31 protein-coding genes are annotated in these 26111 nt (G+C 59.4%); 14 read left to right on the top strand and 17 right to left on the bottom strand.

What is annotated here, in order from left to right:
* Window positions 1–69: 69 nt before the first annotated feature.
* Both GOX88_RS07605 and GOX88_RS07610 read right to left on the bottom strand, forming a co-directional pair.
* The gene (locus GOX88_RS07605) at window positions 70–294 is read right to left on the bottom strand and encodes a DUF1150 family protein (protein ID WP_170325930.1); all 225 of its coding nucleotides are present in this window, start codon (window positions 292–294) and stop codon (window positions 70–72) included.
* Between the two features lie 5 nt (window positions 295–299).
* Window positions 300–713 (bottom strand): Hsp20 family protein, encoded by a 414-nt coding sequence (locus tag GOX88_RS07610; RefSeq protein ID WP_058275530.1) that lies wholly within the window; start codon window positions 711–713, stop codon window positions 300–302.
* A 164-nt stretch (window positions 714–877) separates the two neighbouring features.
* Between GOX88_RS07610 and GOX88_RS07615 the strand changes: the two genes are divergently transcribed.
* The 4 genes from GOX88_RS07615 to GOX88_RS07630 all read left to right on the top strand — a co-directional run bounded on the left by GOX88_RS07615 (window position 878) and on the right by GOX88_RS07630 (window position 3476).
* A complete protein-coding gene (locus GOX88_RS07615) occupies window positions 878–1102 on the top strand; it encodes a YdcH family protein (protein ID WP_170325931.1) in 225 nt (74 codons plus the stop codon).
* Window positions 1103–1167: 65 nt separating this feature from the next.
* Window positions 1168–1653: a 5-(carboxyamino)imidazole ribonucleotide mutase gene (gene purE / locus GOX88_RS07620; protein WP_170325932.1), complete on the top strand. Its 486-nt coding sequence runs from the start codon at window positions 1168–1170 to the stop codon at window positions 1651–1653.
* Window positions 1650–2405: an NAD(P)-binding domain-containing protein gene (locus tag GOX88_RS07625; RefSeq protein ID WP_170400575.1), complete on the top strand. Its 756-nt coding sequence runs from the start codon at window positions 1650–1652 to the stop codon at window positions 2403–2405. The genes purE and GOX88_RS07625 overlap by 4 nt, the downstream gene beginning before the upstream one ends.
* 3 nt (window positions 2406–2408) lie before the next feature.
* Window positions 2409–3476, top strand: a complete 1068-nt coding sequence (locus GOX88_RS07630; RefSeq protein ID WP_170400576.1) for a 5-(carboxyamino)imidazole ribonucleotide synthase — start codon at window positions 2409–2411, stop codon at window positions 3474–3476.
* Window positions 3477–3530: 54 nt separating this feature from the next.
* Here GOX88_RS07630 and GOX88_RS07635 read toward each other — a convergent pair whose 3' ends face one another.
* The 6 genes from GOX88_RS07635 to GOX88_RS07660 all read right to left on the bottom strand — a co-directional run bounded on the left by GOX88_RS07635 (window position 3531) and on the right by GOX88_RS07660 (window position 9263).
* Window positions 3531–4682 carry an alpha-D-ribose 1-methylphosphonate 5-triphosphate diphosphatase gene (locus GOX88_RS07635; protein ID WP_170400577.1) on the bottom strand — a complete coding sequence of 384 codons (1152 nt, stop codon included), beginning with the start codon at window positions 4680–4682 and terminating at the stop codon, window positions 3531–3533.
* On the bottom strand, window positions 4679–5452 hold the full coding sequence (locus GOX88_RS07640; protein ID WP_170400578.1) for an alpha/beta fold hydrolase: 774 nt from the start codon (window positions 5450–5452) through the stop codon (window positions 4679–4681). Before GOX88_RS07640 ends, GOX88_RS07635 begins: the two co-directional genes overlap by 4 nt.
* A 38-nt stretch (window positions 5453–5490) precedes the next feature.
* Window positions 5491–6333: a DMT family transporter gene (locus GOX88_RS07645; RefSeq protein ID WP_170400579.1), complete on the bottom strand. Its 843-nt coding sequence runs from the start codon at window positions 6331–6333 to the stop codon at window positions 5491–5493.
* 120 nt (window positions 6334–6453) lie between these two features.
* Window positions 6454–8094, bottom strand: a complete 1641-nt coding sequence (gene groL, locus GOX88_RS07650) for a chaperonin GroEL (RefSeq protein WP_170400580.1) — start codon at window positions 8092–8094, stop codon at window positions 6454–6456.
* Window positions 8095–8148: 54 nt separating this feature from the next.
* Complete coding sequence (gene groES, locus GOX88_RS07655) at window positions 8149–8436, bottom strand: co-chaperone GroES (RefSeq protein WP_039523824.1); 288 nt, start codon at window positions 8434–8436, stop codon at window positions 8149–8151.
* A gap of 152 nt (window positions 8437–8588) precedes the next feature.
* Window positions 8589–9263 carry a DUF2161 domain-containing phosphodiesterase gene (locus GOX88_RS07660; protein ID WP_170400581.1) on the bottom strand — a complete coding sequence of 225 codons (675 nt, stop codon included), beginning with the start codon at window positions 9261–9263 and terminating at the stop codon, window positions 8589–8591.
* A gap of 122 nt (window positions 9264–9385) precedes the next feature.
* Between GOX88_RS07660 and GOX88_RS07665 the strand changes: the two genes are divergently transcribed.
* Both GOX88_RS07665 and GOX88_RS07670 read left to right on the top strand, forming a co-directional pair.
* Window positions 9386–10366: a TraB/GumN family protein gene (locus GOX88_RS07665; protein WP_170400582.1), complete on the top strand. Its 981-nt coding sequence runs from the start codon at window positions 9386–9388 to the stop codon at window positions 10364–10366.
* Between the two features lie 111 nt (window positions 10367–10477).
* Window positions 10478–11398, top strand: a complete 921-nt coding sequence (locus GOX88_RS07670) for a manganese-dependent inorganic pyrophosphatase (protein WP_170400583.1) — start codon at window positions 10478–10480, stop codon at window positions 11396–11398.
* A 51-nt stretch (window positions 11399–11449) separates the two neighbouring features.
* On the opposite strand, the gene GOX88_RS07675 is transcribed toward GOX88_RS07670, so the two are convergent.
* A complete protein-coding gene (locus GOX88_RS07675) occupies window positions 11450–12352 on the bottom strand; it encodes a hypothetical protein (RefSeq protein WP_170400584.1) in 903 nt (300 codons plus the stop codon).
* 55 nt (window positions 12353–12407) lie between these two features.
* Here GOX88_RS07675 and GOX88_RS07680 point away from each other — a divergent pair, with 55 nt between their 5' ends.
* The 6 genes from GOX88_RS07680 (at window position 12408) to GOX88_RS07705 (ending at window position 16946) form a co-directional block, all read left to right on the top strand.
* Window positions 12408–13283, top strand: a complete 876-nt coding sequence (locus tag GOX88_RS07680; protein WP_170400585.1) for an HAD family hydrolase — start codon at window positions 12408–12410, stop codon at window positions 13281–13283.
* Window positions 13284–13383: 100 nt separating this feature from the next.
* A complete protein-coding gene (locus tag GOX88_RS07685; RefSeq protein ID WP_170325944.1) occupies window positions 13384–13827 on the top strand; it encodes a MaoC family dehydratase in 444 nt (147 codons plus the stop codon).
* A gap of 96 nt (window positions 13828–13923) precedes the next feature.
* Entirely contained in the window at window positions 13924–14415 is a 492-nt protein-coding gene (locus GOX88_RS07690) for a ClbS/DfsB family four-helix bundle protein (protein WP_170400586.1), read from the top strand.
* A gap of 94 nt (window positions 14416–14509) precedes the next feature.
* Window positions 14510–15442, top strand: coding sequence for a bifunctional riboflavin kinase/FAD synthetase (locus GOX88_RS07695; RefSeq protein ID WP_170400587.1), 933 nt, complete (start codon window positions 14510–14512; stop codon window positions 15440–15442).
* On the top strand, window positions 15439–15912 hold the full coding sequence (locus tag GOX88_RS07700; RefSeq protein WP_170400588.1) for a YcgN family cysteine cluster protein: 474 nt from the start codon (window positions 15439–15441) through the stop codon (window positions 15910–15912). Before GOX88_RS07695 ends, GOX88_RS07700 begins: the two co-directional genes overlap by 4 nt.
* A complete protein-coding gene (locus tag GOX88_RS07705) occupies window positions 15912–16946 on the top strand; it encodes a threonine aldolase family protein (protein ID WP_170400589.1) in 1035 nt (344 codons plus the stop codon). Before GOX88_RS07700 ends, GOX88_RS07705 begins: the two co-directional genes overlap by 1 nt.
* On the opposite strand, the gene GOX88_RS07710 is transcribed toward GOX88_RS07705, so the two are convergent.
* Both GOX88_RS07710 and GOX88_RS07715 read right to left on the bottom strand, forming a co-directional pair.
* Window positions 16943–17752 (bottom strand): alpha/beta fold hydrolase, encoded by an 810-nt coding sequence (locus GOX88_RS07710; protein ID WP_170400590.1) that lies wholly within the window; start codon window positions 17750–17752, stop codon window positions 16943–16945. The genes GOX88_RS07705 and GOX88_RS07710 overlap by 4 nt on opposite strands.
* Window positions 17749–18351, bottom strand: coding sequence for a 2-hydroxychromene-2-carboxylate isomerase (locus GOX88_RS07715; protein WP_170400591.1), 603 nt, complete (start codon window positions 18349–18351; stop codon window positions 17749–17751). The genes GOX88_RS07710 and GOX88_RS07715 overlap by 4 nt, the downstream gene beginning before the upstream one ends.
* Before the next feature lie 108 nt (window positions 18352–18459).
* Here GOX88_RS07715 and GOX88_RS07720 point away from each other — a divergent pair, with 108 nt between their 5' ends.
* Window positions 18460–19479 carry a ribose-phosphate pyrophosphokinase gene (locus GOX88_RS07720; protein WP_170400592.1) on the top strand — a complete coding sequence of 340 codons (1020 nt, stop codon included), beginning with the start codon at window positions 18460–18462 and terminating at the stop codon, window positions 19477–19479.
* Between the two features lie 60 nt (window positions 19480–19539).
* Complete coding sequence (gene rpiB / locus GOX88_RS07725) at window positions 19540–19989, top strand: ribose 5-phosphate isomerase B (RefSeq protein ID WP_170400593.1); 450 nt, start codon at window positions 19540–19542, stop codon at window positions 19987–19989.
* A 708-nt stretch (window positions 19990–20697) separates the two neighbouring features.
* On the opposite strand, the gene GOX88_RS07730 is transcribed toward rpiB, so the two are convergent.
* From GOX88_RS07730 to GOX88_RS07755, 6 genes are all read right to left on the bottom strand, one after another.
* On the bottom strand, window positions 20698–21048 hold the full coding sequence (locus tag GOX88_RS07730) for an H-type lectin domain-containing protein (protein WP_170400594.1): 351 nt from the start codon (window positions 21046–21048) through the stop codon (window positions 20698–20700).
* Window positions 21049–21164: 116 nt separating this feature from the next.
* Window positions 21165–21575 (bottom strand): F0F1 ATP synthase subunit epsilon, encoded by a 411-nt coding sequence (locus GOX88_RS07735; protein WP_170325954.1) that lies wholly within the window; start codon window positions 21573–21575, stop codon window positions 21165–21167.
* A gap of 12 nt (window positions 21576–21587) precedes the next feature.
* Window positions 21588–23012, bottom strand: a complete 1425-nt coding sequence (atpD, locus tag GOX88_RS07740; protein ID WP_170400595.1) for a F0F1 ATP synthase subunit beta — start codon at window positions 23010–23012, stop codon at window positions 21588–21590.
* 18 nt (window positions 23013–23030) lie between these two features.
* Window positions 23031–23909 (bottom strand): F0F1 ATP synthase subunit gamma, encoded by an 879-nt coding sequence (locus tag GOX88_RS07745; protein ID WP_170400596.1) that lies wholly within the window; start codon window positions 23907–23909, stop codon window positions 23031–23033.
* 15 nt (window positions 23910–23924) lie between these two features.
* The gene (gene atpA, locus GOX88_RS07750; protein ID WP_152459013.1) at window positions 23925–25463 is read right to left on the bottom strand and encodes a F0F1 ATP synthase subunit alpha; all 1539 of its coding nucleotides are present in this window, start codon (window positions 25461–25463) and stop codon (window positions 23925–23927) included.
* Complete coding sequence (locus tag GOX88_RS07755) at window positions 25464–26024, bottom strand: F0F1 ATP synthase subunit delta (protein WP_170400597.1); 561 nt, start codon at window positions 26022–26024, stop codon at window positions 25464–25466.
* Window positions 26025–26111: the final 87 nt, after the last annotated feature.

Below are 26111 nucleotides of genomic sequence, written 5' to 3' on the forward strand. Positions count from 1 at the left end.
ATATGCGAACCGTTACAGGTCCGCATATCTCGCCCGCGGGGCGGCAGATGTCACGGGGAATCGTGTGGCTCAGTGGACGGCTACCGGCGAGAAGTCATGCTCTCGCGCCAGAACAAAGGCCAGCTTGCGGTCGGCGACCAGCGCCAGTTGCTGACCGTCGGAATCGTGAACGGCGTAAAGCTGATCCAGATCGCCCGCCTGCTCGCGCACTTCACGAGGCAGATCAGCGACGTCAACAGCTTTCACATAGACGATCCGGTCGCCTTCGGCGTTCAGTTCAATCGGTGTATTCATTGCTCTTACCCCTTTCTTATGTTGATTGTCTGCACCACTGTTTCGGGCACGGCGCGGGTCAGATCCACATGCAGCAGACCGTTTTCCATGATCGCCTCGCCCACCTCGACACCGTCTGCCAGCACAAACATGCGCTGAAACTGACGCGCCGCGATGCCACGGTGCAGGAAAATACGCCCCTCGCTGTCGTCGCGTTGACGGCCCCGGATCACCAATTGGCGATCCTCGATGGTGATCGACAGATCCTCTTCCGCGAAACCGGCAACAGCCAGCGTAATGCGATACGAAAAGTCCGAGGTCTGCTCGATGTTATAGGGCGGGTATCCTTCGTTGCCAGCCTTTGCAGACCGTTCCAGAAGGCGTTCCAGCTGCTCGAACCCCAAAAGATGCGGGTATGAGCCAAGAGTAAGTTTCGACACGTATTTTCGTCCTTTATTGTCAAAGCGACGTGTGGCGCGGCCCCATTCTGGCAACCGCGTAGAATAGAATATGGGAATATGCGGGGATGTCCACAAGGTCTGGCCGGATAAAGCCTGACACACTATCTTGTGTGTTAAGCACCACAAAAGGCACTGAGTCGCTCATGAACGCGCCCACCGATCTTTCGATGAAAACAGACGAGGTTTTGCGGGTTGAACTGGAGGTTTTCCGCCGTCAGCACCGTGATCTGGACGAGGCGATCGAGGCGCTGCAAGCCACTGGCACCGCCGATCAACTGACGATCAAAAGGTTGAAAAAGCAAAAACTGCGGCTGAAGGACATCATTCGCCTGATCGAGGACCGTTTGACCCCTGACATCATCGCCTGACGCATTGCCACGAAGTCGGATTTGGCTATAGTGCGCGCTCTCTCAGAAGGCGGGGAAGCAAGCGGATGAGCGACGTAAAAGTGGGGATCATCATGGGCAGCCAGTCGGACTGGCCCACGATGAAGGAAGCAGCTGACATTCTGGATGAGCTGGGCATTGCGTATGAAAAACGCATTGTCTCGGCGCACCGCACCCCCGACCGTTTGTGGGACTACGGCAAGACCGCCGTGTCACGCGGGCTGAACGTGATCATTGCAGGGGCCGGTGGGGCCGCGCATCTGCCGGGCATGATGGCCTCGAAAACGCGGGTGCCGGTGATTGGCGTTCCGGTGCAGACGCGGGCGCTGTCTGGCGTCGACTCCCTCTACTCCATCGTCCAGATGCCCAAAGGGTTTCCCGTGGCGACCATGGCGATTGGGTCGGCAGGTGGTGCGAATGCAGGTCTTATGGCCGCTGGTATTCTGGCCTTGCAGGACGACGCACTGGCGCAGCGTTTGGACGCGTGGCGTGAGGCTTTGTCGGCCTCAATCCCCGAGGAACCACAGGGATGAGCCGGATCGGGTTCATCGGCACAGGACATATCGCGGCACCGATCGCACGCCTGCTCGCCCGCAAAGGGCACGAGATCTATGTGACCGAGCGCAACGCTTCGGTCTCGGCTGCGCTGAAAGCCGAAATCAACGCGACGGTCAGCGATCCGCAGTCGGTGATCGACCAATCCGAAATCGTGTTTCTGTGCCTGCGCCCGCAAATCGCAGTCGAAGTACTTGGCCCGCTGACCTTTGGATCCGAACATCGGATCGTTTCCGTCATGGCCGCGGTTTCCGAACCTGAACTCAAATCGCTTTGTGCCCCTGCCGAGGATTTCGTGCAAACGATCCCTTTGGGCTTTCTGGAGCAAGGCGGCTGCCCGATGGCGGCTTATGGAAACGATCAGTTGCTGGCTGACTTGTTGGCCCCTGAAAACCCTGTCGTCAAAGTGGCAAGCGAAGCGTCGCTGAATGCACATTTTGCGATCTGTGCAATGGTTCCCGGCATTCTGGATCTGTTGGCGACCGGTTCGGAATGGCTGGCCGATCAGACGGGCGATGCCGACGGCGCAGAGTTCTACACAACTCAGTTGATGGCAGGCTTTCTTGCAACCATGAACAAAGGTCAGGCCGGACGTCTTGCCGCCGAACGCGACGCTCTGGCAACTGACGGAACGCTGAGCCTGCAAATGACGCAGGCCCTGCAATCGGACAAGGCGCATCAGGCCTTGCGCGACGCCCTGACTGCAATCGGCAAACGGCTGGAGACCTGAATAATGACCGACATGCTTGCACCCGGTGCCACGATTGGCATCCTTGGCGGTGGCCAACTGGGCCGGATGTTGTCCATCGCGGCGGCGCGTTTGGGCTTTGTCACCCACATCTATGAACCCGGTGCCAACCCGCCCGCAGGGCAGGTAGCCGACCGGGTGACAACCGCGGCCTATGACGATGCGGACGCCTTGCGCGCGTTTGCCGAGTCGGTCGATGTCATCACCTATGAGTTCGAGAACATCCCGACCGAGGCGCTGGACCTGCTGGAAGCCCATCGCCCGATCCGCCCGGGGCGCGAGGCGCTGCGGGTCAGCCAGGACCGTCTGACCGAGAAGAATTTTCTACAGGGGCTGGGTCTGCAAACCGCACCGTTTGCCGACATCACCGATCTGGGCAGCCTGAATGCAGCGATCGAACAGATCGGCACGCCCGCGATCCTGAAAACCCGCCGGTTTGGCTATGACGGCAAGGGGCAAGCACGGTTGCGTACGCCCGAAGACGCTGAGACCGCTCTGGCCGATATGGCGGGCGCGCCTGCGATTCTTGAGGGGTTTGTTGAGTTCAGCCACGAGGTTTCGATCATCGCCGCGCGCGGGTTGGACGGACAGGTCGCCTGTTTCGACCCCGGCGAAAACGTGCACCGTGATGGCATCCTGCACACCACGACGGTCCCTGCTCGCCTGCGCCCTGCGCAGCGCACGGATGCGGTCTTGCTGGCCGCCAACATCCTGAACGCGCTGGACTATGTTGGCGTCATGGGCGTTGAGCTGTTTGTCACCCCCGCCGGTCTGATCGTGAACGAGATTGCGCCGCGGGTGCATAACTCGGGTCACTGGACTCAGAACGGCTGCGCCGTGGATCAGTTCGAACAGCACATCCGCGCCGTAGCCGGGTGGCCTCTGGGCGACGGGCAACGGCATTCGGACGTGGTCATGGAGAACCTGATCGGTGACGACATGGACCGTGTGCCGGAACTGGCGCAGGAACGCGATGTGGCCCTTCATCTTTATGGCAAGGCCGAGGTCAAAGCCGGTCGCAAGATGGGGCACTTCAACCGCATCTCGCGCTAGGGTATCGCGCTAACGCGCGATGCTTCCGGCAGTATTTGGCAAAGATGAAGCGGGTTAGCGGACGAATCGTGCCGCGATGTCTCCGGCCATGTAGCTGACCCGACCACCTGCCAACGTCGCCGCAACGCGGTGGGTTTCGGCATCCAGAATGACCAGATCGGCGCGTTGACCCGAAGCCAGCGTGCCCCGGTCATGCAGCCCCAACACGCGCGCAGGCCCGGACGACACCAGCGCCCACGCCCCAGCCATGTCCACCAACCCGGACTTGGCCAGCATCAGCGCGGCTCGGCGCGGGCTCGGGTAGTGATAATCCGAGGCCAGCGCGTCGCAATACCCCATTGTGATCAGGTCCAACGCGCTGACGTTGCCCTTATGCGAGCCCCCGCGCACCACATTGGGCGAACCCAGAATGATGTAGTCGCCCGAGGCGCGCGCCGCCTCGGCGGCCTCGAGCGTTTCGGGGAACTCGGCGATCTGTGCCCCCCGCGCGCGCCAGTCAGCGCGGGTTTGTGCAGTGGCGTCGTCATGGCTGCCCATGCGCACGCCCTGTTTTGCGAGGTCCGCACACAGCGTGTCCAGCGCCGCAGGCACCTCGGTCCGGCGGTCATGCATGGACAGCAACAACTCGAAGTGCTTCTCCGGGTGGCGCCCGGCCTTGAGCGCCTGTCCGGTCAGGCGCGGCGGTTTGCGGCGCTCAGCCAGCCGGTCATGTGGCAGATGGTCGTTGAACACCACATAGGGCACCTGCCATTCGGCAATACGCTCGGGCAGACCTGCGTAATCGTCGAGCATATGCGTCTCGAACCGCAATTGCGGCATCAGGTCGGTGACCACACGATCTTTGACCGCAGCAATGGCGTCAAATACCTGCCCAGCAAATTCGGGACCGCGCACGCCGCCCTCCCAGCTGTGGAACTGGGCCAGAACGGCGGTGGTGATGCCGTTGGCCGCCAGTTCGGCCTCGACCGAGAGGATGCCTTCGTCCATCTGTTTCATCGCCCCGCGACGCGGCGCGATATGGCGTTCGAACCCGTCCCCGTGCAGATCGATGATCCCGGGCAACACCAGATAGCCGGCCAGGTCGATTTCCCGCCCGGTACGGTCCGACTGAATGACCCCATCCCCTATGGTCAACTCGGAATGCACAAGGCCCTGCTCCGGCAACAGCACCTCTGCGCCGGTCAGGGTCAGGTTCAATGCGGTCATTGCGAGGGCTCCGAAGCAGGTTCCGAGCAATCCCGCCCGATGCAGATTTCGTCGATGATGTCCAGCACCCCGTCCAGCCAGGTGATCTGGGGATCAAACTGACCGTACTCGATGAAATGCAGCGCTTGCGCCATCACGCGCGGGTTGTTCATCATGAAAGTGTGGGTCACCGGCAGAACGATATGGTCCTTCATGCCTTCGACTTTCGTCGTCTCGATCGACACCTTGCCGTCATCCCGGCCATCGATCATCGACGAGAACACCGGGTTCAGCGAGTTCTCACCCGCGATCACGCCCAGTTCGAATTCCACCGGCGGCAACTGGCGCGGAATGCCCTCGGGGCCAGTGCCCAGCGCCAGACCGGCGGGGCCGTGCAACATGCCGAACACCTCCCAGGCGCCCAGCTCATCGACCAGCTGGCTGCCCTGATTGGGCGGGCCGAGCATGACCACACGTCCCAGATTTTCCGGGTGGTGGTCCTGCAGCCAGTAACGCAGCAGAATCCCACCCATCGAATGCGCTACGACATTTGCCGTGTCGTCTCCACAGGCCGCGAAGGCATCCGGCAAGGTCTGATTGGCCAGCTCCGGGATCGGCAAGTCCGTCGAGGGATAGCCGGGGCGTACCACGGTGTAGCCATGCGCCTGAAAAAGCTGTTCCATGACGGTGAACGATGCCTCGGTCCGCGCAAGCCCATGCAGCAGTACCACGCATTTTGCCTGGGCCACGGCCGGAACAAGAAACAGAAAAAGGGCAAGCAGATATTTCATAGCCGCCAGATAAGCCTTAAGCGCAGGTGATGAAACCCCTAGCGCGGCGTCAGACGCAGGACGGCCAGCGCGATGCCGCCCAGAACCAGCGATGCCCCCAGGATCAGGCGCAGGCTGGCAACCTCACCCAGCAGGAGAACGCCGCCGAGAATTGCGATGATAGGCACGCTCAGCTGCACCACTGCCGCCGTGGTGGGGGCCAGTTGCGGCAGGACGCGATACCAAAGCGCGTACCCCATCCCCGACGTGACACCACCGGAGATGGCGGCCAGCAAGTAGCCCGAACCGGTCATCTGCCAGTCTGCTCCGTTGACCAAAAGGGCCAACCCGGTCACCGGCAGCGCAACGATGAAATTGGCCGCTGTCCCTGCCAAGGCATCCGGTTCAGATCGCCCGACCAGAGAATAGATCGCCCAGCCGACCCCCGCAGCCGTCATCAGCACTGCGCCATTAAGGTCGACCTGCACTGCACCCGACGGCCAGAGCACATAGGCCAGGCCAACCAGCGCAATCGCGGCACCGGCAATCTGGCGGAAGGTCGGGGCGCTTGCTGTCACAGATGTCACGGCAAACATGGTGACCTGCACCACACCAAACAGGATCAATGCCCCCAGTCCGGCATCCAGCGTCAGATAAGCCAGCGAGAACCCGATCATATAAAGCGACAACGCCCCTGCCCCCGCGATCCTGCGCCGGTTACGCAGCGGCAAATGTCCGGCTCTGAGCCACACCAGACCAGCCAGCACCACGGCCCCGGCCAGAACCCGAACAACGGCGAACCCGGCAGGGTCACTGGCACCGCTGTCGATTGCCAGACGGTTCAGGATCGAGTTCGCCGCAAAAGCGCACATGGTCAGGGCAGTGAGCAGAAACAGACGCATCTCAACCGCATAGCGGTTCCTCGGCGATTTGCACACTCACTTTCCTGCGGGAACGGTCCGTAAAACGAAACGGGGCCGCCCGAAGGCGACCCCGTCCGTAAGCACTAAGGCTAAGGCAGCTTACATCATGCCGCCCATGCCGCCCATGTCGGGCATGCCGCCTGCAGCAGGTGCATCTTTCTGCGGCTTGTCGGCAACCATTGCTTCGGTGGTGACCAGCAGGCCAGCAACCGATGCCGCATCTTCCAGAGCGGTACGGACAACTTTGGCCGGGTCGATGACGCCGAACGAGAACATGTCGCCATATTCTTCGGTCTGCGCGTTGAAGCCGAATGCTGCGTCAGCGGATTCACGGACTTTGCCCGCAACAACCGCACCGTCAACACCTGCGTTCTCGGCGATCTGGCGCAGCGGCGCTTCGATTGCCTTGCGAACAATGTTGATGCCTGCATTCTGGTCAGCGTTTGCGCCTTCCAGAGTTTCCAGTGCTTTGCCGGCTTGAACCAGAGCAACACCACCGCCGACAACAACGCCTTCCTGAACGGCAGCGCGGGTCGCGTTCAGAGCATCGTCCACACGGTCCTTGCGCTCTTTCACTTCGACTTCGGTCATGCCGCCGACGCGGATAACGGCAACACCACCTGCCAGTTTGGCAACGCGCTCTTGCAGCTTCTCACGGTCGTAGTCCGACGAGGTTTCTTCGATCTGAGTGCGGATCTGAGCAACACGTGCTTCGATCTCGGCTTTCTCGCCAGCACCGTCGACGATGGTGGTCTCGTCTTTGGTGATTTCGATCTTCTTGGCAGTGCCCAGCATGTCCATGGTGACGGACTCGAGCTTCATGCCCAGATCTTCGCTGATGACCTGACCGCCGGTCAGGATTGCGATGTCCTGCAGCATGGCTTTGCGGCGATCGCCGAAGCCCGGTGCTTTGACAGCAGCAATTTTCAGGCCGCCGCGCAGTTTGTTGACAACCAGAGTTGCCAGCGCTTCGCCTTCAACGTCTTCAGCAATGATCAGCAGCGGCTTTTGCGACTGGATCACCTGCTCGAGCAGCGGAACCATCGGCTGCAGCGAGGACAGTTTCTTTTCGTGCAGCAGGATCATGCAGTCGTCGAGTTCTGCGATCATCTTGTCTGCGTTGGTGACGAAGTAAGGCGACAGGTAGCCACGGTCGAACTGCATACCTTCGACAACATCAGTCTCGGTTTCCAGACCTTTGTTTTCTTCGACGGTGATGACGCCTTCGTTGCCAACCTTCTGCATCGCGTCTGCGATCTGCTGGCCGATTTCGGCTTCGCCGTTGGCCGAGATGGTGCCAACCTGAGCGACTTCAGACGAGTCTTTGACTTCGCGCGAGGCGTCTTTGATGCCTTCAACAACCTTGGCAGTTGCCAGGTCGATGCCACGCTTCAGGTCCATCGGGTTCAGGCCAGCTGCAACCTGCTTCAGACCTTCGCGAACGATCGCCTGGGCCAGAACGGTTGCGGTGGTGGTACCGTCACCGGCTTCGTCATTGGTGCGGCTGGCGACTTCTTTCACCATCTGCGCGCCCATGTTTTCGAACTTGTCTTCCAGTTCGATTTCCTTGGCAACCGAAACACCGTCTTTGGTGATGCGCGGTGCGCCGAAGGATTTGTCCAGAACCACGTTGCGGCCTTTGGGGCCCAGGGTCACTTTAACAGCATCGGCCAGGATGTTCACACCTGCCAGCATACGGTTACGGGCATCGGTGTCGAACTTGACGTCCTTTGCAGCCATGTCGTTTCTCCTTGAGAAATAAGTTGGGAATGAAGATCAGAGAAGCGCGCGGGCTTACTCGATGATCCCCATGATGTCGCTTTCTTTCATCATCAGCAGCTCTTCGCCGTTGACCTGAACCTCGGTGCCCGACCATTTGCCGAACAGGATCTTGTCGCCAGCTTTCACAGCCATTGCGATCAGTTCGCCGCTGTCCTTGCGTGCGCCTTCGCCGGTTGCGACGACTTCGCCTTCGCTGGGCTTTTCTTTTGCGCTGTCAGGAATGATCAGGCCGCCTGCGGTTTTCTCTTCGCTTTCGGTACGGCGAACCAGCACGCGGTCATGAAGCGGTTTCAATGCCATCTTTGCAGCTCCTTGGGCTCAAAGTTTATCTATCCTCCCCTCACCGGACGGCGAGGCGTTAGCACTCAAGGGTGGAGAGTGATAACGACGCATAGCTAGGGAGTTCAAAACCCCGAGTCAACAAGCTGTGATGGATTTTTTTGCGGCTTGGATCAGTTGGCCTGCTCCCAGCTATAAGCCCAATGCTTCAATCCTTCCGTCCCCTGAGAGGTAAGCGCGTAAACGCCCTTTTCAACCTTCTCAAACCAACCATAATGGTTTTCCCGCATCAGGCGGGTGGCCGCGGGTACTCCGGTCGCTTTCGCCACCTCGGCCCCCTTGGAGGCGCCGCATTCAGCCAGATGAGCTGCACACTTCAACGCGTCTTGACGGTAGGCCGTGACAATGCCGTGCCGGGTCGCTCCTCCGGCATTGGGGTCACCTTCCAACCGGTCGAACTCACGCAGCAACCACGTGGCCTTTGCCTTGTTCTTGCGCGGCGCATAAGGGCCGGGATCGCATTGCACCTCGACCGTGCCATCGGCCCGAACGGTGATCAGCCCCAGGCCCAGACGACGGCACAGCGCGAGGTTGTCCTTCAACGCCCGCCGGGCCGTGCGTCCTTTGGGTTTGCACACACCGATATAGACCTGATCGGTCACTTTCAGCCGCGTGATCGCCTGATGAAACAACGCCAGCGAAAACCGTAGCTTGAGCTCTACGATCACCGGCTCATCGCCATCCCGCACGGCAACGATATCGGCCGCGCCGACCTCGCCTTTGACGGTATAGCCCTGACGCTCCAGCAGCGCCTTGATGGGGGGATAGAGATCCTGCTCGCGGTCCATAACCACATGCTAGGCGAATTGCCAAAGATTGCCAGAGGCCACATGCAAGCCTCTGATCTGCCTTGCATACCGCCCTGCACCGAGGCAAGGTCCGGCAAGATGACACCACCGGGATGATACACATGCGCCTGTTCCTGTTTCTGATCTGCCTGCTGCTGCCCGCCACCGTTCAGGCCGCGTGCGAAGGGCGTGATCTGAAGGCCGACCTGACGCCCGCGGCGCGGGCGGAACTGGAGCAGGCCCTTGAAGGCGTCCCCTACCCAGAAGGCAACCACTGGATCGCAACCAAGGGCGACACGGTGCTGCATCTGATCGGCACGCTCCACCTGAGCGATCCGCGAATGGACGCAATTGTCGAACGCCTGACACCGACACTCAGCCAGGCCGATGCTTTCTATTTCGAAGTGACCCGGGACGAGATGGACGCCTGGGAACAGGAACTGGCCCTTGACCCAAGCCCGATCCTGATCACGTCCGGCCCCACCCTGATCGACCTGCTGCCCGATGAGGCGTGGACGGCCCTGTCGTCTGCGATGGCCGAGCGCGGTATACCCAGTTGGATGGGGGCAAAAATGCGCCCTTGGTTTCTGGGCATGACGCTGGCCATGCCTGCGTGTTTACTTGGGAACCCGGAGGCCAGTCGCGGGCTGGACGCACGCCTGACCGAACTGGCCGAAGAACACGGCATCCCGCAATTCTCGTTGGAGAGCATCGAGGAACTGATGGCGATGTTCGAAATCCACACCATCGAAGAACAGGCGGAATCGCTGGCGCGGATGGCCAATGCATATGGAAACAGCGACGACCAGATGGTCACCATGGCAAATGCCTATTTCGACGAAAATCACGCACACTCCATCGAACTGGGCCGCATCATGGCGCGCAAGTATTCCGGCATGTCGCCCGAAGTTTTCGACGAGGAATGGGGAGCGTTCGAACAACACCTGCTGATCGAGCGGAACAACAACTGGATGCCGCATATTCTCAGCATTCAGGATCAGACCGCCGTGATCGCCGTGGGGGCGGGACATCTAAGTGACACTTACGGCCTGCTGAACCAGTTGCAACAGGCCGGATACACCCTGACCCGCGCGCCTTTCTGACCTGAAACCAGCGAAATCCAGACCAACCGTCGCAGCGTAAACTCTGCCGGGTGACAACCCCGGCGGACCGCCCTATAAGGCGCGCAAATTTATCATCCTCAGGACGCTGACATGACAACTCTTGTATTTGGCCATAAATCCCCCGACACCGATTCCACCGGCTCTCCGATCCTGTGGTCGTGGTACCTGAACGAAGTCAAAGGCGAACAGGCCGAGCCCGTTCTGCTGGGTGAACCCAACACTGAAGCCGCGTTCATGCTGCAGCGCTGGGACCTGCCCAAGCCGCGCATCATCGACGACGTCGAAGCCGATGCGCCGGTTGTCATCGTCGACACCAACAACCCGGCCGAGCTGCCCGCCAGCGTCAACAGCGCCGACATCCGCGCCATCATCGACCACCACAAGCTGGTTGGCGGTCTGGAAACCAAAGGCCCGATCGACATCACCGTGCGCCCGCTGGCCTGCACCGCGACCATCATGGTCGACCTGATGGGCGACGACGCCGCCAAGATGCCCGAAGCCATCAAAGGCGCGGCGCTGACCTGCATTCTTTCGGACACGCTGGAATTCCGCTCGCCCACCACCACCGCGCATGACCGCGAAGTGGCCGAGAAACTGGCCGCCGATCTTGGTCTGGACGTCTCGGCCTATGCCGCCGACATGTTCGCGGCGAAATCGGACGTGTCGTCCTTCTCGGACGCTGAACTGATCCGCATGGACAGCAAGGAATACGAAGTCGACGGCACCAAGTTCCGCGTCTCGGTTCTGGAAACCACCGCACCCGGCGTCGTGCTGGACCGCAAAGCCAGCCTGGCGGATTCGATGGTAAATGTCGCCCAGGAAGATGGTGTCGATCAGGTTCTGCTGTTCGTGGTCGACATCCTGAACGAAGAAGCCACCCTGCTGGTGCCGAACGATCTGGTCAAAGGCGTTGCCGAAAAGAGCTTTGGCGCATCGGTCGATGGCGACGCCGTTGTTCTGCCTGGCATCATGAGCCGCAAAAAGCAGATCATTCCGAACCTCAAGGTCTGAGACACCCGCACCAGAGGTAACTCATTTAGGGCGCCCATTCGGCGCCCTTTTTTATTCAACGTAGGTCTCGGTCTCGGATGTATCGGCTGGCATATGAAATATGGTCCCGTCCCTGCGGTAGATGATCAATTTGTGATCATCAGCCAATTCCTGTTGGCTGATGTGCTGCCATTTGCTGTTTGCTTCTGTGATTTCACGGCTGAAATACTGGACGCATAGCCGGGTCACCCCGACCCACAATGTATCGCCGGGACATTTGCCGCCTTCCGGTCTCTCACTGGTTTCGGCTTTGAACTCGAAGCAGGTTTCAAACATCAGATACCCACGACATCTCTGCGCCGCGTAATAGTAAATCTGGTAAGTGAAAACGAAAGCCCGTTCGGTATTGGCAAAGAACAGAATTTCATTTCTCTGTTTCTCGTTCCGGTCCAGCCAATACAAAGGCGAGAATAACTCGAACGCCGTTGCGCCCATAAACCTGCGTTCGCCCATCATTTCCATGTATCGAATCGGTTCGTGTTTTGCAGAAGCCCAGTCGCGTATGGGTGGGTTGAATTCACCATCATGGTACATGAAGTCCTCCTCTCCAAAGATTGCTTTCGCAAAAATCAGGTTCAGACCGCGATGGCCGGTGTTTTTCACCACCGATGTGACCTTGACCGGCAACATGCCACCGCTTTCGAATTCTGCGCCGACAGTTGCCGAGACATCCACCTCGAGCACGTAGTTCTTTCCTGCCTCCAGTAAACCGAACTGCAATACAGCCCATAGCCCCGCCAGAGTGATTGCAATGATTTGGAACCATCGGAAAAAAGCCTCTGCAAAGCCGCTTCCTTTGCCTCCTTCGCGCATGGCTTCTCCAAAAAAATAAAAGAATGACTGGCCATAATGTACCATGAATCCGGTCATCTGACGATTTGCATCATCTGGCCGCGTGCCCATCGGGATGGTCATTCCCCGCTGGCTTTGGCATAGCTAGCGCAAACCTGCTTTCTTTTCCGAGGCCATTATGACCGAGATCATCCACGCCCTGTCCGAAGTATCCGACCGCTATAAGGCGCTGTTCGTTGACCTTTGGGGTTGCGTTCACAACGGCATCACGGCCTTCCCCGAGGCTGTCGCTGCCCTTCAGGCCTATCGGGCAAAAGGCGGGATTGTGGTGTTGGTCACGAACTCTCCGAAACCCCGCGCAGGCGTGGCTGTGCAGCTCGAGCACTTCAACGTGCCCGCCGATGCCTATGACACCATTGCCACCAGCGGTGACTCGGCGCGTTCGGCGATGTTCCGGGGCGCGGTTGGTGAAAAGGTCTATTTCATGGGGGAATGGGAGCGTGATGTCGGGTTCTTTGAACCGCTGAAACTGCTGCACCACCCCATCCACATCGAACGTGTGCCGCTGGATGAGGCCGAAGGCATCGTCTGTTGCGGTCCGTTCGATCCGATGGCGGACCCGTCGGTCAACCGTCCCGATTTCCTCTATGCCAAGCAAAAGGGCATGAAGCTGCTGTGCGCCAACCCCGATATCGTAGTTGACCGGGGCGAGGTCCGGGAATGGTGCGCAGGCGCGCTGGCCAAGCTTTACACCGAGATGGGCGGAGAGAGCCTTTACTTCGGCAAACCGCATCCGCCGATCTATGATCTGGCCCGCCGCCGGTTGCAGGAACTGGGTCATGACATCCCTGACGGCGACATTCTGGTGATCGGTGATGGCCCCCATACCGACATTCTGGGTGGCATGGGAGAGGGGATTGATTCTCTGTTCATTTCAGGCGGATTGGCTGCGGCCGAAACAAAAACTGAGCACCATCCGCACCATGAATCCCTAACCGATTATATCGCAAGGGAAAATATCAACCCCACCTTTACAATCGGCCGCCTGAGATAGTCAGAAAAGACTTGATTTTCTGCGACTGCGAAGTAATAAAGTTGCCGAACAGGGGTGACTTCGGTTGTTTTGTTGCCCTACGGATTTAAGTGAGGGCGACATGTTGGACAATCTTCCGCGCGGCACGATCTGTATCGAAGACATCGAAATGGGCATGACCCGTCACCTGCGCAAAGTGGTGACAGACGAAGACATCGAGATGTTCGCGCAGGTATCTACTGACCGGAATCCGGTACATCTGGATGACGATTATGCCCGCGACACGATCTTTGAGGGCCGCATCGCGCACGGGATGCTGACTGCCGGCCTGATCTCGGCCGTAATTGGGGAACAGCTGCCCGGCCACGGCACGGTATACATGGGCCAGTCGCTGAAGTTCCTGGCTCCTGTCCGCCCCGGTGACATGGTCTATGCCGAAGTCAAGGTGATCGACATCGACTTTTCCAAGCGTCGGGTCAAGCTGGACTGCCATTGCTCGGTCGACGGTAAGAAAGTGCTGATCGGCGAAGCCATGGTGCTGGCCCCGTCGCGCAAGTTTGACTGATCGGCCCTCGCCGCCACAGCCTTTGATCTGCGTCATTCCTGTGGCGGGTCGGCACGCTAAGCTCCCATGCGAATTAATTTGCATTGGGTTTGAAACATGGCTGCATCAAGCAAAGCGGATCTGCTGGCAATCACCGAAAAAGAGTTCTCCAAACTCAGGACGCTGATTACGCCTTTGGAACCCCAGCAGGCCCTTTTGAAAGATGACGACGAGACGTCGATCAAGGATGTTATCGGACATAGGGCGCACTGGATTGATCTGTTCCTGGGCTGGTATGCTGACGGGCAGGCGGGAAAGGAAGTGTACTTTCCGGCTCGGGGATACAAGTGGAATGAACTACGCCGCTATAACTTAGAACTGCGCCAAAAACAGGCGAACCTGTCTTGGGACGAAGCTGTGCAGGAACTGGACGCGGGCTATCGCAATCTGGCTGAATTCCTTGAAACACGATCAAACGCCGAGCTGTACGAGGGCCCCATGCAGGGCGCCAAAAACAACTGGACACCGGGCCGATGGGCCGAGGCCGCCGGTGCCAGCCACTTCAGGTCAGCGGCAAAATACATCCGCGGTCGGCTGCGATCGTTGTGACGGTCGGCGGCTTCGCAATTCTTCATCGGGGATTTTGGCCCGCCCCTGACATCATGTGCTTGAACATAGGTCTAAGGACCAGTACCCACTGCGCATGCATATCATCCGGGACTATCAATATATCGAGCCTCAGGACCGCGGCGCCAGCGTGGCGATCGGGAATTTTGACGGCGTTCATATCGGCCACCAGTCAGTGATCGAACTGGCGCGCAATGCCGCCCCGGATGCCCCTTTGGGCGTGATGACATTCGAACCCCACCCGCGCGAGTACTTTGCGCCTGATGCGCCCCCTTTTCGCCTGATGCGCGGCAACGCCCGCGCGCACCGGCTGGAAAAGCTGGGCGTGCGGAAACTGTACGAATTGCCCTTCAACGCAGCCTTGGCCGGGCTGACACCCAAGGAGTTCGCCCGCAACGTGATCTGCGACGGGCTCGGCCTGTCGCACGTCGTCGTGGGGGCCGATTTCTGTTTCGGCAAAGGCCGCAGCGGTACGGCTGATGACATGGTCCGCTTTGGGCAGGAGATGGGGTTCGGTGTCACCATTGCTCCGCTGATGGAGCGGTCTGAGAACGTGGTGTCCTCGACCGCAATCCGCACCGCCCTGTCCGAAGGCCGCCCGCGCGATGCCGCCGCCATGCTGGGTCATTGGCACCGGATCGAGGGCGAAGTGATAGGTGGCGAACAGCGTGGCCGCGAGCTGGGTTTCCCCACGGCAAACATGTCCATCGAAGGCCTGCACCCGCCGAAATTCGGCGTCTACGCGGTGCTGGTCGATGTGTTGGACGGCCCCCATCAGGGCAGCTATCACGGTGCAGCGTCGGTCGGGACGCGCCCGATGTTCAATGGCGAAGTGCCCAATATCGAAACCTTCCTGTTCGATTTCTCGGGCGACCTCTATGGGGCGACCTTGTCGGTCGGCTTGATCGACTATCTGCGCCCCGAGATGACCTTTGACGGGCTGGAAGAGCTTGTCGCGCAGATGGATGCCGATTGCGACAAGGCCCGCAGCATTCTGGCGACGTTATGACCGCCGATCCGATTGATCGCGACGGCCTCAGCCCCCGTTTCTGGGAACGCAAGCCGCTGACCAAGATGAACCAGCGCGAGTGGGAGGCGCTGTGCGACGGCTGCGGCAAATGCTGCCTGAACAAGTTGGAGGACGAGGATACCGGTGAGGTTGCCTTGACCTGCGTCGCCTGCCGCCTGCTGGATGATGAGACCTGCCGCTGCACCCAATACGACATCCGCCACCAGTTCGTGCCGGAATGTATCGTGATGAAGCCCGATAACATTGACGACCATGCCTATTGGCTGCCGCAGACCTGCGCCTATCGTCTGCTGTGGGAAGGCAAACCTCTTTACGATTGGCACCCGTTGATATCTGGTACGCCAAACAGCGTGCACGCGGCCGGAATGTCGGTTCGGGGGCGCACGGTATCCGAATTCGAAACACCGCTTGAAGAGTGGGAAGACCATATCATCGAGGAGCCCAGCTGATGTATTTCGCCTCTGACAATTCCGGGCCGGTTCACCCGCAGGTCATGGCCGCTTTGAACGCGGCCAATGAGGGCTATCAGATGGCCTATGGCGCCGACACGCTGATGAACGAGGTACGGGATCGCATTCGCGGCATCTTTGAGGCTCCGGGCGCGGCGGTCTATCTGGTTGCAACCGGGACAGCCGCGAATTCCTTGGCGCTGGCGACGTTGGCCAACCCTTGGGATACAGTCTTCTGCTCGCCTGTTGCCCATATCCACGAGGATGAGTGCAACGCTCCGGAGTTCTACAGCGGTGCCAAGCTGACGCTGGTGCCGGGCGGTGACAAAATGGACCCCGAGGCTCTGCGCCGTTCTATTCTGGCCGAAGAGACGCGCGGCGTGCACGGCCCTCAACGTGGACCGGTATCGATCACCCAGGTCACGGAACGTGGATCAGTCTATTCGCTGGCTGAATTGCAGGCGCTGTGCGGTGTGGCCAAGGAATACGGCCTGCCGGTGCATCTGGACGGCGCGCGGTTCACCAACGCGCTGGTCAGGCTGAACTGCTCTCCGGCCGAGATGACCTGGAAAGCGGGTGTGGACGCGGTCAGCTTTGGCGGCACCAAGAACGGGTTGATGGGGGTCGAGGCGGTTGTTTTCTTCGACGAATCCAAAGCCTGGGAATTCGAACTGCGGCGCAAGCGCGGCGCGCATCTGTTTTCCAAACACCGCTACCTGTCGGCGCAAATGGCGGCTTATCTGCAGGATGATCTGTGGCTGAAAACGGCCCGTCTGGCCAATGAAAACTGCGCCCGTCTGGCCGAGGGGTTGCGCGCCAAGGGTGCCTCGTTCCTGCACGAACCGCAGGCGAACATGATTTTCGCGCAATTCTCACGGGCGCGACACAAACAGCTGCACGACGCGGGTGCCGTCTATCACCTGTGGGGGGCGGAACTGGACGGGGCCGATGACGCGGAAATCCTCGCCTGTCGCCTGGTTTGCGACTGGTCGGTCAGCGCCGAGGATATCAACCGGTTCCTCGCCCTGCTTTAACGGTCACGGGCGTCCTGCCAGAACTGCTGCACCAATCGCGCTGTGTCTTGCGGATGCGAAATCGGTACCATGTGCCCTGCGCGCTCGACCACGGCGCAGGATGCGTTTGTCAGCCGCCGTTGCAGCCCCTGACCAATTGCAGGCATCACCGAGTGCGTCTTTGATCCGCTGAGGATCAGTATCGGCATGGTTGCGCGGTCCAGAACACCGGGGTTTAGCAGCCCCTTTTGATCCTGAAACAGAACATCTTCCACCGCAGGAACAACGTGCACGCCCCGCACCATCGCCGCGCGCGTGCGCTCGGGCAGGTCTGGCCAGCGGGGGCTGTCATCGGTGCTCCACATCCGGTTGAACAGGCGCGCGGCCAGCGCCATGTCTCCGGCGACCAAAGCATCCGTGTAGGGCTGCGCCTCGTGGTCATGTTTCTCCACCAACTCGGGCGCATCCTGTTTCGCGATAGCAAAGAACACAGGCTCGATCAACACAGCGCTGCGGATCAGGTCAGGATATTCGGTCGCAAGACGCAGTGCGATCATGCCGCCGAAGGAATGACCGATCACGTCCATCGGCTCGGTCAACTGCGCAGCCGCCATTTCCGTTGTGAGGTCGAAATAATCCCCCTGCCCGTCCCAATCCGGGCTGCGGCCATGCGACAGCATGTCGGGAGCGATCAGGGTCGCCTCGCCCTCCAGCGCCGCTGCCAGACCGGACCAGGCCCCGGAATGCGCAATGGTGCAGTGCAGGGTCAGCACCTTGCGCGCGCCATGCCCCAAGGTTCTGACATGAACCGACGACGGGTCCTTCACCCTTTCGTCTCGGTCAGGTGCCGATCCAGATCGTCCAACCGATCCTGCCCCCAGAACCTCTGATCATCCTCGGTAATATAAAAGGGCGCACCAAAGACGCCGCGATCCACTGCCTCTTCCAGATTGGCGGCATAGGTTTCGGCACCAACCAGCAGGCCACTATCCGCAAGGTTCGGATCGAATCCGGCCTGAGACAGGCAATCGCGGACCACGTCATCCTGCGCGATGTCCTTCTCCTCTGCCCAGCAGGCGCGCAGGAAAGACTGGACCAGCTTGCCCACATCGCCAGACCCATCCTTGGCCGCCGCAATCACGGCATAAGAGGACGGCGCCATATTGGTCGGCCAATGCGCGGGCTGCAAATTGAACTCCACGCCCAAATTTCTGGACTGCCGCTGCAATTCCTGTGCCCGGTATTCGACGCGCGAGATATGCCGACCCTTGGGCGGCGTCCCCCCGGTGCGCGCGAACAGGGCCATGATGTCCAGCGGCTTGTAGTTGATCGTCGCACCGTGCTTGGCGGCGATCTCCTCCAGCCGCGCGCCCGCCAGATAGGTGAATGGCGAAATTGTCGCAAAATAGTAGTCAATGGTGGCCATGTTCACTTTCTCCGCAGCGTTATCTTTGCTGGACGGTAAGGCCATGCTAAGCGGTGTCAACATCACGAATCTGTCACATTTGCCATTGCTGCCCGGGGACCTCAGCCGATGCCGACACTCAACGAACCCAAGCTTATCGCTGGGAACGCAAATCTTCCGCTTGCCAAATCCATTGCTCGCCGCATGAGCCTGTATCGCGGCGTCGATCAAGGTCTGGTCGATGCGCGGGTCGAACGGTTCAACGACGGCGAGATCTTTGTCGAAGTGTTCGAAAACGTCCGGGGCGAGGATATGTTCATCGTCCAGCCGACCTCGAACCCGGCCAATGACAATCTGATGGAACTGCTGATCATCGCCGACGCACTGCGCCGGTCTTCGGCCCAGCGGATCACCGCCGTGATCCCCTATTTCGGTTATGCCCGTCAGGACCGCCGCACCAAGGCCCGCACGCCCATCAGTGCCAAGCTGGTCGCAAACATGCTGACCGGTGCCGGGATCGAGCGGATTCTAACCATGGACCTGCATGCCGCCCAGATTCAGGGATTCTTCGACATGCCGGTCGACAACCTCTATGCTTCTCCGATTTTTGCGCTGGATGTGAAGCACCAGTTCAAGGACAGCCTAGATGAGCTCATGGTGGTCTCACCTGACGTAGGCGGCGTGGCCCGCGCGCGCGAACTGGCAAAGCGCATCAACGCCCCCCTGTCGATCGTGGACAAACGCCGCGAAAAAGCCGGTGAAGTGGCCGAGATGACCGTGATCGGTGACGTGAAGGACAAGATTTGCCTGATCGTGGACGACATGTGCGACACTGCCGGCACGCTGTGCAAAGCGGCGCAGGTCCTGCTGGATAATGGCGCGAAAGAAGTGCACTCGTACATCACTCATGGCGTCATGAGCGGCCCTGCGGTCGAACGTGTGACGAACTCGGTGATGAAGTCGCTGGTGCTGACCGACACGATTCAGCCCACCAAAGAGATCACCAAGGCCAAGAATATCCGCATCGTTCCGACCGCGCCGATCTTTACCCAGGCGATCCTGAACATCTGGAACGGCACCAGCGTGTCGTCGCTGTTCGAGGACAAGACCCTGACGCCGATCTATGAATCCATGTACCACATGGACTGACTGAGACGGGCGGCCCAACAGCCGCCCTTTTTCGTTGAAAACCCAAAGCAGGACGTTTCCGTGACAGCCTCAAAACGCATTGTTCTTTCCAGCGACCACGCAGCCATCGAATTGCGCCAAGCCGTCGCCGACCATGTTGCAGCCCAAGGCTGGGACGTAGTCGATATCGGACCGACCACACCCGAAAGCACGCATTACCCCAAACATGGCAAAGCCGCAGCGCAGGCCGTGGCCTCGGGCGACTGCCAGCTGGGTATCATTCTGTGCGGCACCGGACAGGGCATCATGATGGCGGCCAACAAAGTGCCCGGCATCCGTTGTGGCGTCTGCTCGGACGCATTTTCGGCCCGGATGATCCGCCAGCACAACAACGCCAACATGCTGTCAATTGGCGCGCGCGTCGTCGGGGAAGGTCAGGCGCTGGACATCGTCGACGCCTTCCTGACCGCCGAGTTTGAAGGCGGCCGTCACGCAACGCGGGTGGACATGATTGAGGCGGAAAACGGCTAGGTTTTCCGCCCAAAGCCCCTTCAAAGCTGAGCAGACGTCAACTTTTCTGCTCAATAGCGTTCCTCAGACATCCATCCCTGCTTGATCTAAACCCAAGACACCGATCCACTACACCCGGCTTTGGCGAAAGATTGAGCAGCAGTGAAAACCGATCGCTTTTTCAATTCCCATACCCACTTTCAACGGTGAGCTAAGGGTGCGTCGGGCGGGTTATCAGTTTTTGATAGCCGCTACATCTCAACCAATTGTCGCCATACTCATGCGGCACGGTGAAATAGACTACGAAGCTCGAAGAATTCACCAAATGTCCAACGCAAACTTTCAAGAACGCATTCAACGCATTAACGGCAGTTCCGGGAATTCCCAGCCAGTTTTGTATGGCGGACCGCAAACCACCCCGACACAGGCGCAAAAAAGCCAAACCTCATCGTTGTTTGTATCGGTGCTATTTTGATGAGTCTGGGTTTTTTCATCATCAAAGACCTAAACGAAAATTACGAAGTAATCCGTGACAGCACCGGTGTCGGATACATAGTCGCATCGGCACTATTCGGTGTGACCTTTTTTCTAACCGGCTGCTTTGTTCTGTTCCGCGCATTCTCAAAAAAAGGGGATGGGAACCCGTGAAATAGCGTACATCCTTTCCGCGTTGCCATGAGTTTTCAGCACAAGAAGACAGAGCCGCCGCCATGCGTTTTACGCAGGCCTTTAGGAAATATCCCAGTCGTCCTCATGCGCAACCTCGCCGATGGCGGTCCACGCGGCCCGTATCCGGGCAATACGGGTGTCGGACCACGTTCGGAACACAGCGGTGAACCCCTCTGGGGAAACATCCTCGGCCGTAACTTCCGCGCGCAGAGCCGAGGACGTGTCCACATCCCATAGCGACACGCCGATCTGGACCACCGGCACGGATCGGAAGGGCTGACTGAAGGTGATGGATTTCCGCCGCTCGCGCGGGCCCTCGCCCGTCCACATGCCACCACCATCGGCAAATTCCGAAAACAGCACGGCCTCGCCTTGGTCGATACCAATCGGGTGGGTTCGAAATGTCTTCATTACATCGTCTTTATCTTTGAATTCCGACACCTTATCCCGGCGCTTTGACAAAATCACCACAAAAAAACGGCCCCGCGCCAGCGAGGCCGTTTTCGACATTCTGAATGCAGTGAACCTTACAGGCTCATATGCGTTCCAAGGGCTTCCATGTCGGCCAACAGCTTGGCGGCGTCGTCGACGATGGTCTGATCATCGCCGTTCTTCGCCACTTCGTGCGAGGCGCGAGCTTCGGCGATCAGGTCATCCAGTTGCGACCGGGTCACCTCGGTCACTGGAATGGCCTTTTCGGCCAGAACCGACAGACCGTCGCCGTTGATCTGAGCAAACCCGCCGGTGACCAGGTATTCGCTGGACCCTTCGGGTGAGTCGACCTTCAGGATGCCCGGGCGCAGGGTGGTGATGGTGGGGGCATGATCGGGCATCGCCGTCATGTCCCCGTCCGCGCCGGGAATCTGGACCGCCGTCGCCGCAAGCGAAGCTAGGCTCCGCTCGGGGCTGACGAGGTCGAATTGCATCGTGTTTGCCATCAGGGATACTCCTTAGGCGGCTTCTGCGGCCATCTTTTCCGCTTTGGCGATCACTTCGTTGATGCCGCCAACCATCAGGAAGGCCGCTTCGGGCAGGTGATCGTATTCGCCGGCCACAACGGCCTTGAACGACGAGATGGTTTCATCCAGCGGAACCTGAACGCCGGGCGAACCGGTGAAGACTTCGGCCACGTCGAACGGCTGCGACAGGAAGCGTTCGATCTTACGGGCGCGGGCCACGGTCAGTTTGTCCTCTTCCGACAGTTCGTCCATGCCGAGGATGGCGATGATGTCCTGCAGCGACTTGTAGCGCTGGAGGATCTGCTGAACGTCGGTCGCAACCTTGTAGTGCTCTTCACCAACGATGGCCGGGTCGAGCAGACGCGAGGTCGAGTCGAGCGGGTCAACCGCCGGGTAGATACCCTTTTCCGAGATCGCACGGTTAAGAACGGTGGTCGCGTCCAAGTGAGCGAACGAGGTTGCCGGCGCGGGGTCGGTAAGGTCGTCCGCAGGCACGTAGATCGCCTGAACCGAGGTGATCGAGCCCGACTTGGTCGAGGTGATGCGTTCCTGCAGGGCGCCCATGTCGGTGGCCAGGGTCGGCTGGTAGCCCACGGCTGACGGAATACGACCCAGCAGAGCCGAAACCTCGGAGCCCGCCTGCGTGAAGCGGAAGATGTTGTCAACGAAGAACAGAACGTCGGTACCGGACTGGTCGCGGAACTGCTCGGCCAGGGTCAGGCCGGTCAGAGCAACACGCGCACGTGCTCCCGGAGGTTCGTTCATCTGACCGTAAACCAGGGCCACCTGCGATTCCGACAGGTTGTCCGGCTTGATAACGTTCGATTCGATCATCTCGTGGTACAGGTCGTTCCCTTCACGGGTCCGTTCACCAACACCCGCAAACACCGAGAAGCCCGAATGCACTTTTGCGATGTTGTTGATCAGTTCCATGATCAGAACGGTTTTGCCCACGCCGGCGCCGCCGAACAGGCCGATCTTACCGCCCTTTGCGTAGGGAGCCAGCAGGTCAACAACCTTGATGCCGGTCACCAGAATTTCCGACTCGGTCGACTGTTCGTCGAACTCGGGTGCGGGCTGGTGGATCGCGCGGGTTTCAGTTGCTTCAACGGCGCCCTTTTCGTCGATCGGCTCGCCGACAACGTTCAGGATGCGGCCCAGGGTGGCGTTACCAACCGGAACCGAGATCGGTGCGCCGGTGTCGCTTACCGCTTCGCCACGGACCAGACCTTCGGTCGCGTCCATCGCGATGGTGCGGACAGTGTTTTCACCCAGGTGCTGAGCAACTTCCAACACCAGGCGCTTGCCGTTGTTGGTGGTTTCCAGCGCGTTCAGAATTTCAGGCAGCTGATCTTCGAAGTGCACGTCGACGACGGCCCCGATGATCTGTGTGACTTTGCCTTTTGCATTCGCCATGTTTCGTCTCCGGTTTTCTTACAGCGCTTCGGCGCCGGAAATAATTTCAATCAGCTCGTTGGTGATCACGGCCTGACGCGAGCGGTTGAACTGGATCGTCAGCTTGTCGATCATCTCACCCGCGTTGCGTGTTGCGTTGTCCATCGCGGACATCCGTGCACCCTGTTCAGACGCTCCGTTTTCGAGCAGAGCCGAGAAGATCGCGGTCGCAACCCCCTTGGGCAGCAGGTCGGCCAGGATGGCCTCTTCGCTTGGCTCGTAGTCGAATACCGCACCGCTGTCGTCACCTGCCGCTTCGTCCTCAAACGAGGCGGGGATGATTTGCTGTGCCGACGGGATCTGGGTCACAACGTTGACGAACTTCGAGTAGAAGATCGTGGCAACATCGAACTCACCCCCGTCAAAGCGGGACAGGATGTCCTTCGCGATGTCTTGCGCGTTGGTGTAACCCAGACGCTTGACCTCGCTCAGGTCGATATGTCCAACGAACAGTTCGCCATAGTCGCGCTTCAGTGCGTCGCGACCCTTTTTGCCGACGGTCAATATTTTGACCGTCTTGCCTTTGGCCGTCAGCTCGTAGGCTTTGACACGCGCCAGCTTGGCGATGTTCGAGTTGAAGCCGCCACACAGGCCGCGTTCAGCTGTCATCACAACCAGCAGATGGACATCATCACTGCCCGTACCACGGAGCAGCTTGGGGGCGCTGTCGCTACCCCCGACCGAAGCCGCAAGCCCGGCCATCACAGCATTGAACTGCTCGGCATAGGGACGCGAGGCTTCGGCAGATTCCTGGGCGCGGCGCAGTTTTGCAGCCGCGACCATCTGCATGGCCTTGGTGATCTTGCGGGTCGATTTGACCGACTCGATCCTGTTTTTAAGGTCCTTAAGATTTGGCATATGCCCGCCTCTCCCTTAAGCGAAGGTTGCGGCGTATTCGTCCAGCGCAGCCTTGATCTTGTCGGAAGCATCACCCTTGATCTTGGGATCTTCGTCCGTGATCCACTGAAGCAGATCCGCGTGCTTGCCACGCAGGTGCGCCAGCAGGCCAGCTTCGTAACGGCCAACATCGGACACATCGATCTTGTCGAGGTAACCGTTGGTGCCGGCGAAGATCACGCAGACGATTTCAGCGTTGGTCAGCGGCGAGTACTGCGGCTGTTTCATCAGCTCGGTCAGACGGGCACCACGGTTCAGCAGCTGCTGAGTTGCGGCGTCCAGGTCAGAACCGAACTGCGCGAACGCAGCCATTTCGCGGTACTGAGCCAGTTCCAGCTTAACCGGACCGGCAACCGACTTCATCGAGTTGGTCTGAGCCGAAGAGCCCACACGCGAAACCGACAGACCGGTGTTCACGGCAGGACGGATGCCCTGATAGAACAGCTCGGTTTCAAGGAAGATCTGACCGTCGGTGATCGAGATCACGTTGGTCGGAATAAACGCCGAAACGTCACCACCCTGAGTTTCGATAACCGGCAGAGCGGTCAGCGAGCCTGCACCGAAATCTTCGTTCAGCTTCGCCGAACGCTCCAGCAGACGGGAGTGGAGGTAGAAAACGTCGCCAGGATAGGCTTCACGTCCGGGCGGACGGCGCAGCAGCAGGGACATCTGACGATAGGACACAGCCTGTTTCGACAGGTCATCGTAAATGATCAGCGCGTGGCGACCGTTGTCACGGAAATATTCGGCCATCGCGGTCGCGGCGTAGGGTGCCAGGAACTGCATCGGCGCCGGGTCGGACGCGGTTGCGGCCACAACGATCGAGTATTCGATCGCGCCGGACTCTTCCAGTTTCTTCACCAGCTGCGCAACGGTCGAACGCTTCTGACCGATCGCAACGTAAACGCAGTACAGTTTCTTCGACTCGTCGTCGCCTGCTGCGTCGTTGTAGGTTTTCTGGTTCAGGATCGCGTCCAGAGCAACGGCAGTCTTACCGGTCTGACGGTCACCAATGATCAGTTCCCGCTGGCCACGGCCAATCGGGATCATCGCGTCAACCGATTTCAGGCCGGTTGCCATCGGCTCGTGCACCGATTTACGCGGGATGATGCCGGGGGCTTTAACGTCTGCAACGCCACGCTTGGTTGCGTTGATCGGACCTTTGCCGTCCAGCGGGTTGCCCAGACCGTCAACAACGCGGCCCAGCAGTTCGTCACCGATCGGAACGTCCACGATCGAGTTGGTGCGCTTGACGGTGTCACCTTCTTTGATGTCACGGTCGGAGCCGAAGATAACGACACCGACGTTGTCGCTTTCCAGGTTCAGCGCCATGCCCATGATGCCACCGGGGAATTCGACCATCTCACCGGCTTGCACGTTGTCCAGGCCGTATACACGGGCAATCCCGTCACCGACGCTCAGCACGCGGCCGATCTCGGCTACTTCGGCTTCCTGACCAAAATTCTTGATCTGGTCCTTCAGGATTGCAGAAATCTCTGCAGCTTGGATTCCCATTTATCCGACCTCTTTCATTGCATTCTGTAGGGAGTTGAGCTTCGAACGGATCGAGCTATCGATCATTTTCGAGCCCACTTTAACGACTAGACCGCCGATGAGGCTTTCATCAACGGTCGCATTGATAGTCACGGTCTTGCCCACACGCTCGGACAGCGTCTTGGACAGTTTTTCCAGTTGTGTCTTGGTTAGCGCCTTGGCCGAGGCGACATCGGCGGTCACTTCACCACGCTCGTCAGCCAGCATGTCGCGCAGAACTTGTACCAGCTGCGGCACGACAAACAGGCGGCGTTTCTGCGCCATCAAACCCAGTGTGTTGCGCAGGATGGCGTGCAGGCCCATCTTGTCAGCAACCGCGGTAATTGCGCCTTCCTGTTCGGCACGCGAAACCAGCGGAGATGCGATCAGGTCGCGCAGCTCGGCGCTTTCGCCCAAAGCTGCAGACAGATCGTTGATGCCGGATTCCAGACCTGCAAGGTCATTGTTCTCTTTGGCAATCTCAAAGATTGCGGTGGCATAGCGCTCGGCGATGCCTGTGGAAATCGAAGCTGGTTCGGACACGTCCACCCTTCCGATATTTGAGGCCCCGATTTTGAGTAGCGGCCGCTACCTTGGGGCGTGAGGAAACCCCGTCCTTTTAGGGCGGGG

Source organism: Ruegeria arenilitoris (assembly GCF_013030985.1).
In the GTDB taxonomy this organism is placed as follows: domain Bacteria; phylum Pseudomonadota; class Alphaproteobacteria; order Rhodobacterales; family Rhodobacteraceae; genus Ruegeria; species Ruegeria arenilitoris_B.

Coding starts and splice junctions, on each gene's coding strand:
- GOX88_RS07605 (WP_170325930.1), bottom strand. CDS start 294: ATGAATACACCGATTGAACTGAACGCCGAAGGCGACCGGATCGTCTAT.
- GOX88_RS07615 (WP_170325931.1), top strand. CDS start 878: ATGAACGCGCCCACCGATCTTTCGATGAAAACAGACGAGGTTTTGCGG.
- purE (WP_170325932.1), top strand. CDS start 1,168: ATGAGCGACGTAAAAGTGGGGATCATCATGGGCAGCCAGTCGGACTGG.
- GOX88_RS07625 (WP_170400575.1), top strand. CDS start 1,650: ATGAGCCGGATCGGGTTCATCGGCACAGGACATATCGCGGCACCGATC.
- GOX88_RS07630 (WP_170400576.1), top strand. CDS start 2,409: ATGACCGACATGCTTGCACCCGGTGCCACGATTGGCATCCTTGGCGGT.
- GOX88_RS07635 (WP_170400577.1), bottom strand. CDS start 4,682: ATGACCGCATTGAACCTGACCCTGACCGGCGCAGAGGTGCTGTTGCCG.
- GOX88_RS07640 (WP_170400578.1), bottom strand. CDS start 5,452: ATGAAATATCTGCTTGCCCTTTTTCTGTTTCTTGTTCCGGCCGTGGCC.
- GOX88_RS07645 (WP_170400579.1), bottom strand. CDS start 6,333: ATGCGTCTGTTTCTGCTCACTGCCCTGACCATGTGCGCTTTTGCGGCG.
- groL (WP_170400580.1), bottom strand. CDS start 8,094: ATGGCTGCAAAGGACGTCAAGTTCGACACCGATGCCCGTAACCGTATG.
- groES (WP_039523824.1), bottom strand. CDS start 8,436: ATGGCATTGAAACCGCTTCATGACCGCGTGCTGGTTCGCCGTACCGAA.
- GOX88_RS07660 (WP_170400581.1), bottom strand. CDS start 9,263: ATGGACCGCGAGCAGGATCTCTATCCCCCCATCAAGGCGCTGCTGGAG.
- GOX88_RS07665 (WP_170400582.1), top strand. CDS start 9,386: ATGCGCCTGTTCCTGTTTCTGATCTGCCTGCTGCTGCCCGCCACCGTT.
- GOX88_RS07670 (WP_170400583.1), top strand. CDS start 10,478: ATGACAACTCTTGTATTTGGCCATAAATCCCCCGACACCGATTCCACC.
- GOX88_RS07675 (WP_170400584.1), bottom strand. CDS start 12,352: ATGACCATCCCGATGGGCACGCGGCCAGATGATGCAAATCGTCAGATG.
- GOX88_RS07680 (WP_170400585.1), top strand. CDS start 12,408: ATGACCGAGATCATCCACGCCCTGTCCGAAGTATCCGACCGCTATAAG.
- GOX88_RS07685 (WP_170325944.1), top strand. CDS start 13,384: ATGTTGGACAATCTTCCGCGCGGCACGATCTGTATCGAAGACATCGAA.
- GOX88_RS07690 (WP_170400586.1), top strand. CDS start 13,924: ATGGCTGCATCAAGCAAAGCGGATCTGCTGGCAATCACCGAAAAAGAG.
- GOX88_RS07695 (WP_170400587.1), top strand. CDS start 14,510: ATGCATATCATCCGGGACTATCAATATATCGAGCCTCAGGACCGCGGC.
- GOX88_RS07700 (WP_170400588.1), top strand. CDS start 15,439: ATGACCGCCGATCCGATTGATCGCGACGGCCTCAGCCCCCGTTTCTGG.
- GOX88_RS07705 (WP_170400589.1), top strand. CDS start 15,912: ATGTATTTCGCCTCTGACAATTCCGGGCCGGTTCACCCGCAGGTCATG.
- GOX88_RS07715 (WP_170400591.1), bottom strand. CDS start 18,351: ATGGCCACCATTGACTACTATTTTGCGACAATTTCGCCATTCACCTAT.
- GOX88_RS07720 (WP_170400592.1), top strand. CDS start 18,460: ATGCCGACACTCAACGAACCCAAGCTTATCGCTGGGAACGCAAATCTT.
- GOX88_RS07730 (WP_170400594.1), bottom strand. CDS start 21,048: ATGAAGACATTTCGAACCCACCCGATTGGTATCGACCAAGGCGAGGCC.
- GOX88_RS07735 (WP_170325954.1), bottom strand. CDS start 21,575: ATGGCAAACACGATGCAATTCGACCTCGTCAGCCCCGAGCGGAGCCTA.
- atpD (WP_170400595.1), bottom strand. CDS start 23,012: ATGGCGAATGCAAAAGGCAAAGTCACACAGATCATCGGGGCCGTCGTC.
- GOX88_RS07745 (WP_170400596.1), bottom strand. CDS start 23,909: ATGCCAAATCTTAAGGACCTTAAAAACAGGATCGAGTCGGTCAAATCG.
- atpA (WP_152459013.1), bottom strand. CDS start 25,463: ATGGGAATCCAAGCTGCAGAGATTTCTGCAATCCTGAAGGACCAGATC.